This is a genomic window from Geobacillus sp. ZGt-1, from assembly GCF_001026865.1.
Classification (GTDB): Bacteria; Bacillota; Bacilli; order Bacillales; family Anoxybacillaceae; genus Geobacillus; species Geobacillus thermoleovorans.
This window is the reverse complement of sequence record NZ_LDPD01000016.1, coordinates 60,962-68,406: the sequence shown is the minus strand read 5'-3', so window position 1 is coordinate 68,406 and position 7,445 is coordinate 60,962. Positions and strand designations below refer to the sequence as shown.

The 7,445-nt window shown below is 52.5% G+C and carries 5 protein-coding genes and 2 pseudogenes; 3 read left to right on the top strand and 4 right to left on the bottom strand.

Going from position 1 to position 7,445, the window contains the following annotated elements; all coding sequences use genetic code 11:
- Window positions 1–412: 412 nt before the first annotated feature.
- Both VU18_RS06725 and VU18_RS06720 read right to left on the bottom strand, forming a co-directional pair.
- Window positions 413–715 (bottom strand): annotated as a pseudogene (locus VU18_RS06725) (solute carrier family 23 protein); the annotation flags it as partial.
- 80 nt (window positions 716–795) lie between these two features.
- Window positions 796–1,020 (bottom strand): annotated as a pseudogene (locus VU18_RS06720) (xanthine phosphoribosyltransferase); the annotation flags it as partial.
- Between the two features lie 294 nt (window positions 1,021–1,314).
- On the opposite strand from VU18_RS06720, the gene VU18_RS06715 reads away from it, so the two are divergent.
- The 3 genes from VU18_RS06715 to VU18_RS06705 are packed head-to-tail and all read left to right on the top strand — an operon-like array spanning window position 1,315 to window position 3,604.
- Window positions 1,315–1,461 (top strand): cytochrome c oxidase subunit 2A, encoded by a 147-nt coding sequence (locus VU18_RS06715; RefSeq protein WP_011231044.1) that lies wholly within the window; start codon window positions 1,315–1,317, stop codon window positions 1,459–1,461.
- Window positions 1,462–1,482: 21 nt separating this feature from the next.
- Complete coding sequence (locus VU18_RS06710; RefSeq protein ID WP_011231043.1) at window positions 1,483–1,953, top strand: cytochrome c oxidase subunit II; 471 nt, start codon at window positions 1,483–1,485, stop codon at window positions 1,951–1,953.
- A 1-nt stretch (window position 1,954) separates the two neighbouring features.
- Window positions 1,955–3,604, top strand: coding sequence for a b(o/a)3-type cytochrome-c oxidase subunit 1 (locus VU18_RS06705; RefSeq protein WP_011231042.1), 1,650 nt, complete (start codon window positions 1,955–1,957; stop codon window positions 3,602–3,604).
- A 133-nt stretch (window positions 3,605–3,737) separates the two neighbouring features.
- Here VU18_RS06705 and VU18_RS06700 read toward each other — a convergent pair whose 3' ends face one another.
- Window positions 3,738–5,240, bottom strand: a complete 1,503-nt coding sequence (locus VU18_RS06700) for a carboxypeptidase M32 (RefSeq protein WP_014195688.1) — start codon at window positions 5,238–5,240, stop codon at window positions 3,738–3,740.
- Between the two features lie 118 nt (window positions 5,241–5,358).
- Window positions 5,359–7,296 carry an ATP-dependent DNA helicase gene (locus VU18_RS06695; protein WP_015374720.1) on the bottom strand — a complete coding sequence of 646 codons (1,938 nt, stop codon included), beginning with the start codon at window positions 7,294–7,296 and terminating at the stop codon, window positions 5,359–5,361.
- Window positions 7,297–7,445: the final 149 nt, after the last annotated feature.

Here is a 7,445-nt window from a genome sequence, read left to right as displayed (position 1 = left end):
TCTCGTCGCTGCCACGGTCTGCTCAAGCCGCCCGATGCGATCATTCATCCGGACAACGTCTTCTCTCGTCGCTGCNNNGGTCTCTTCGAGTTGCCCGACGCGTCCATTTAACCGCGCAACATCCTCTTTCGTCGCGCTCACCGTTTGTTCAAGCCGATCGATGCGATCATTCACCCGCACAACATCCTGTTTGGTCGCCATCTGATTCCGTATTTGCCGCAGCTCATCGAAAAGGCGCTCCACCCATTCATCCATTGTTTCACCCCCTTTCCTATTCGCTTTCCATTATACCATCATCCCTCCACCAGTTTCTATCATTTTCTCTGCCAATCGACACGCCAATAAAAAAGCCACCCCCATTTCCCGAGCAGTGGCCGGAAAACGAAGATGGCTATAAAAGCGATCAACACCATTATGAAATTTTTTGTTCCTGCAGCGGCAGTGCAGCCGATTTTCTTGCCTTACCGAAATGGAAGACGGCGTTTAAGATGATGGCGGTCATGCTGCCGGCGACGATGCCGCTGTCGGTTAAAATGCGCAAGCCGGTCGGCAGCTCGGCAAACAAGTTCGGCACCGCCGTCACCCCAAGCCCCACGCCGACCGAGCAGGCGATGATCAGCAAGTTCTCTTGCACAGTTAGGTCAACTTGGCCTAACATTTTCACACCGTAGGCAATGACCATGCCGAACATCGCGATCAGCGCCCCGCCGACGATGAGCGGAACGACGATCGCCCCGGCGTACATGGCCAATACATGTTGGATGCCGAGCGATCCGACTTGCCACCATTTCATCTTCATCGACTCATCACCTCGTCAGCAAATTGAATGGCGCCGCCATCAAGCGATGCGATGCGGGCGAGCGACGCAACGCGGAAGCCGCGCGAACGAAGCAGCCGGCCGCCGTCTTGAAACGCTTTTTCAATGACAATGCCGATGCCGACCATATCAGCTCCCGCTTGCTCGATGATCTCCACCATTCCGAGCGCCGCTTGGCCGTTGGCTAAAAAATCATCAATGATCGATAGGCTTAATCTCTTTGCTGCATCCCATTGCCTGTTCAATCGCCGGCGCTTTACATGCCAGCAAAAAGAACATTGGCGGGCTCTGCTGCCGCGAGAGAAAATGACGTCTTCATCATTTTTTCACAAACGTCACCATTTGTTCACACTTCCAGCATCGTTTTTGTGAGAAAAGTCACTGTTGCCCCAGTTTTGTACAGTTATGATAGTGTCAAAGCAGGGAAATTGGCCGTTTGGCGCACCTGCCGAATTGCTGTTATGGGGGATGAATCCAACAAAGAGGAGGGATACGGCATGGCAAAACTGATCACAGCGGCCCGGCAAACGAAAAAGGAAAAAGAGCCGGCGCTCAAAGGCACGCTGGCCTCTGTGTTTCTGCTCGGCTTTTTCATCATTTTTTCTTGGGTCAGCGTCTACTTTTTATTTTTGCACCGCCTGTAAGCGGCAAAGGAGGGAATCGGTATGCACATCCATAAGTATGAAAAAATTTGGCTTGCGTTTGGCATCGGCTGTTTGATCGTTTTTTTGACGGTCGTCGGCGTAAGTGCATTCGCCGCCGGACAGCAGCCGCCGAGCTGCCTGACGACGATCGATCCAGAAAAAGTCGATTCGACCCCGCCGTTTGATCATCCGGGGCTCGTCAAAAAAGGAGACAAGGAATACGAGTTGAACATCGTCGTCGCCGCGTTTTCTTTTACACCGAATGCGATCGAAATTCCAAAAGGAGCGAAAGTGACGATCAACGTCACTTCGAAAGACGTCATCCACGGATTTGAAATCCCGGGAACGAACGTGAACATGATGGTCGAACCCGGTTATGTGAACAGCTTAACAACCACGTTTGACAAACCGGGCGAATATACGATTCTTTGCAACGAGTATTGCGGCGCCGGCCACCATATGATGACGGCGCGCATAAAGGTGGTGGAGTAACATGGCACAACCGTTGGAAAAAGTCGATCGCCGCGATGCGAAACTGGCGCTTGCCCATTTGTTCGTCGCCTTTACCGCCCTCGCGCTCGGGGGGTTCGCCGGCCTATTGCAAACATTAGTCCGTTCCGGCAAGTTTGAGCTCCCGGCTGGGATCAGCTATTACACGATTTTGACGACGCATGGCGTCTTGCTTGGACTCGTGCTGACGACGTTTTTCATTATCGGCTTTCAGTTCGCCGCGGTCAGCCGTACAACCGGGGCGCTCTCAGACGGTTCGCGCCGGACCGGTTGGATCGGTTTTTGGCTGATGACAATCGGAACAGCCATGAGTGCGTTTTTCATCTTAACCGGCAAGGCATCTGTCTTATATACGTTTTACGCGCCGCTGCAAGCGCACGCCGGCTTTTACATCGGCTTGGCGCTTGTCGTCGTCGGCAGCTGGGTGAGCGGCTTTGCGATGTTCGCTCATTATGCCCGCTGGCGGAAAACGCACCGCGGTCAAGTGAGCCCGCTGCTGGCGTTCATGTCAGTGACGAATATGGTGCTATGGCTCGTCTGTTCGCTTGGCGTCGCCGCCACCGTCGTCTTCCAGCTCATTCCGTGGTCGCTTGGGCTCACGGATCGGGTGAACGTGCTCTTGAGCCGGACGCTGTTTTGGTATTTTGGGCATCCGCTCGTCTACTTCTGGCTATTGCCGGCGTATATGGTTTGGTACGCCGTCATTCCGAAAGTGATCGGCGGCAAAATGTTCTCCGATTCACTCGCACGGCTGGCGTTTATCTTGTTTTTGCTGTTTTCGATTCCGGTCGGCTTCCATCACCAATTGCTTGAGCCGGGAATTTCGCCGTTTTGGAAATACGTGCAAGTCGTCTTGACGTTCATGGTCATCATTCCGTCGCTCATGACCGCGTTCGCCATGTTTGCGACGTTTGAATCGTACGGCCGCTCGCAGGGAGCGACCGGCTTGTTCGGCTGGCTGCGGAAACTCCCGTGGAGCGACGCCCGCTTTTTCGCCCCGTTTGTCGGAATGCTGTTTTTTATTCCGGCCGGCACCGGCGGGATTATTAACGCCTCGCACCAACTCAACCAAGTCGTCCATAATACGATTTGGGTGACCGGCCACTTCCATTTAACGGTGGCAACGACTGTCGTCCTAACATTTTTTGGTGCGTCATACTGGCTCATTCCGCATTTGACCGGCCGGGTGATGACGAAAGCGATGAACCGGCTCGCCATCATTCAAACGATCGTTTGGGCGGTTGGGATGACGTTCATGTCCGGCTCGATGCATTTTGCCGGTCTGCTCGGCGCACCGCGACGCTCGGCGTTCTCAACGTACAGCAATTCGCCGCAAGCGCTTGAATGGATTCCGTACCAAATCGCGCAAGCGGTCGGCGGCACCATCTTGTTCATCGGCATTATTTTGATTCTCGTCATCGTGATCAACTTGGCCTTTTTCGCCCCGAAAGGCGAAACGGAGTTTCCGGTCGCCGAGGCAGCTGCCCCGTATGAACGGGCTGCGCTGGCGCTTGAAAACTGGAAGCTTTGGATCGGCCTCGTCGTTGCGCTCATTTTGATCGCCTATACGGTGCCGATCATCGACATCATTCAAAACGCTCCGCCGGGGTCGAAAGGATACAAATTATGGTGAAACAAGAAGGTGTCCCCAAGCGATCGGGACACCTTCCTCTTTATGTGCATAAAACCGAGACACAATAGGACTTTGTCGACAGAAAAACTAAACGAACAGCGTAAGAACGATGTTTGCACTGACGCGCCTGTTTCTATAATCGATAAAGCGCCTTATATTTTTCTTCTAAATATTGAATAAGATAATCGGCTTTCAGCGTTTCGCCCGTCGCATCGCGCACAAGTTCGAGCGGCTTTTTCATTTTTCCAAACTGGTGGATATGAACGGTCAGCCATTCACGGATCGGTGCGATGTTCCCCTCTTCAAGCAGCCCAGCTACATCCAACTCTTTTTCCATCGCTTGCTTGAATTGCGCCGCATACATATAGCCGAGCGCATACGATGGGAAATAGCCGAAGCTGCCGCCGGACCAATGGACGTCCTGCAACACGCCGACCGCATCGTTGTGCGGGCGGATGCCAAGGTATTGTTCATATTTCTCATTCCATACATCCGGCAAGTCGATCGCTTCCAGCTCCCCAGCAAACAGCTGCTTTTCGATTTCATAGCGGATGATAATATGGAGCGGATACGTCAGTTCGTCCGCTTCAATACGAATGAGCGACGGCTTCGCTTCATTGATCGCCCGGTAAAACGCATCAAGCGAAACGTCGGCGAACTGCGTGGGCGCGTATTGCAAAAGGCGCGGATAATGCCGCTTCCAAAACGCATAGTGGCGTCCGATCATATTTTCAAAAAAGAGCGACTGCGATTCATGAATGCCCATCGACGCCCCGCTTGCAAGCGGAGTGCCGACAAGCGCCTCGGAAATGTGTTGTTCATACAGCGCATGGCCGCATTCATGGATCGTGCCAAACACCGCGGTGCGGAAGTCGCGCTCGTCGTAGCGCGTCGTAATGCGCACATCGTTCGGGTTGAGCCCGATCGCAAATGGATGGACCGTCTCATCAAGTCTCCCCTTGCCAAAATCATAGCCGAGCTCTTTAAGCAACTCAAGCAGAAAAGCGCGCTGCTTTTCTTTTGGAAACGGCGCGAACAAAAAGGACGTGTCCGGCTTGTCGGACGCGGCGGAAATGGCGTGCACAAGCGGGACGATGCGTTCGCGCAGGCGGCTGAACAGTTCGTCAAGCAAATCGACGGTCATGCCCGGCTCGTATTGATCGAGCAGCGTATTGTACGGGTGTCCTTCATACCCCCAATAACGGATAAAGCGGCGCTGAAACTCGATGATTTGCTCCAAATACGGGCGAAACCGGGCGAAATCAGCAGCCGCTTTCGCTTCTTCCCAAACGCTTTCCGCTTTGGAACAAAGCACGACAAACTCTTTGTATTCATCCGCTGGAATTTTTTTATTGCGCTCGTATTCTTTTTTGCATTCATCAAGCGTTTTCTTTGTCACGTCATTCAGCTGCTCGTAGACGGCTTTGGGCGACAGCTTGGCGATAAAGGCTGCCATCTCCTCGGATGTCGACATGCGAAACACTTCTTCTGACAGCATGCCGATCACTTCTGATCGCTGCTCGACCCCTTTTTTCGGGGCGCCAGTCCGCAAATCCCAATACATGAGGCCAATCGCTTCGCGGTAGCCCGTCATTTTTTTCACGTATTGCAAAAACTGCGCTTCGATTGGTTTCACTATACTCAGTCCCCCTATGTATTTCATGGCCGTATCATCATTTCCATAACAAGGTGCCATTTTCCTGCTTGCCAGCGAGAAAATGCTATTTTTGTGGAAAATGAAAAAGGGAAGAATATCATTCTTCCCTCACCGCTGTCGGCAACACGTCTTTGATCGCCGCAATGACCCGTTCATCTTCCCTGTCGGTGACGAAAATGGAAACGATGCCGCAGTCGTCGCGCGTGCGGATGAGCCGTCCGACTCCTTGGCGAAGGCGAAGAAGCATATACGGCACATCGACGTCCCAAAACGGGTTGCTATACGCTTTTCGCTTCGCCTGAAACACCGGATCATTCGGCGGATACGGCAGCGACCAAATCATGACGTTCGACAGCGACGGCCCCGGGATGTCCAGCCCCTCCCATAAATGTTCAGAACAAAGCACCGTCTCTTCCTCGCGCTGAAATTCAGCGACCAAATCGCTGATTTCGCGGTCGCCTTCAAACAAAAACGAAAATGGTTCGCCGGCTGCCGCCTCTTTAAACTGAAGAAGCTCCTCGCGCGTCGGGAACAAGATGAGCGCCCGGCCTCCGGTTTCGCGCAATTTTTCAAGCGCATATGCGTATTTTTTGGCAAACAGCGTCTCATCCGCGCGGAACGTCGGCATAAAAATCGTCATCTGTTCGTCGTAATCAAACGGCGACGGCACGCTGAACGATAAATAGTCATCAATGCCTAAGCTTTGCGCTATATATTGGAATGATTTTCCGTTTGATAGTGTTGCCGATGAAAAGACAAACGGCATGCGTTTCGCGAACACTTTTTCGCGCAACACTTCCTGAACGGTGCGCGGCATGACGACAAACGTCGCCTCTTGACGCGACGACTCAAGCCACGTAATGGCGTCGGCGTTTTTCAAAAACAAATCGAGTGAATACTGGATTTGATCCAAATATTCATCCACAATGTTCAGCTGGTAATGATCGATCGTATACGTCTCGCTTTCAAACACAAGCTCGTTGCCGATTTCGACCATTTGGCCGCGGAGCCGCTTCGCCCATTGTTCAAGACGCGGCGACGGCAAAATTTCTTTCCGGTTCGAACCCGGAACGTCTTTCGCGCACGCTTTCAGCTCATCAAAAAAGCGCGTGCTCGTCTCCAGCGTCTCCTCAATTAAATAGGCGAGCTCTTCACGGATGTCGTTTTCAAGAAGACGTGTCAGCAACGTCTCAAGCGTCGTCTCTTTCATTCGATATGTCAACGCCTTTTGCGCAGCGAACTCCAATAAATGCCCTTCGTCAAACACGACACAGCTCGCTTCCGGCAACAGCGGCAGCTGTCCTTCCCGCTTGCGCGCTTCATACGTCCAAACATGTTCCATATAAAAATCGTGCGAGCAGACGATCAAATCCGCCGCCTTCCGGTAATAGTCGCGCCAAAGCGTCTGTCCGCAGCGATGCCGCTTTTCGCACGTGAAACAGTCTTGAAACGGATCCCAGGCGATTTTTTTCCACTGTTCATCAGTCAGGTGGGCGTATTCTTTTCGGTCGCCGTAGCGGTAGAACGACTGCAGCGGTTTGTTGTCATGGACGAAAGCCGGAAGTTCATCGTAAATTTGCTCATACAGCTCGATGTCGTCATCGTCATACGTCGTTACTTCTTCCAGTTTATTCAAACATAAATATTGATCTGGCGATTTCGCCAGCCGGACGTCGATTTCCAGCCCGAGCACGTTGGATAGCTTCGCAATATCGCCTTCCTTTTTGACGAGCTGCTCAATGAGCGTCTCATCGGCGCAGGCGATAATGGCCGGCTTGCCGGTATAGCGGGCGTAGCAGACTGCATACAGCAAATACACGATCGTTTTCCCTGTGCCAACTCCCGCTTCGGCGAAGATCACCTTTTTTTCTCGAAACGCCCGCTCGAGCTGAAACGCCATATAAATTTGCTCGTCGCGCAGCTCAAAGCCGGCTTCCGGCAAAATGTCATAAAAAACATCGCCGATCCACTGGCTCAACTTATCAAAAAAGTTTTCATTTTTTTCTACAACAAACGGATAACGTTCATGGCCCATCGTCGCCACCCCTCCAATTGGCATAAACTCCCCCGGCATATCATGCATAAGCGCGCAACAAGTTTGTTGCGCGCTCGATCCCTAGTAACAAAACAATATTATGATCGATGGCCGCCGAGAAGTCAACTTCGAGCTTCGCGCGGCGGCCG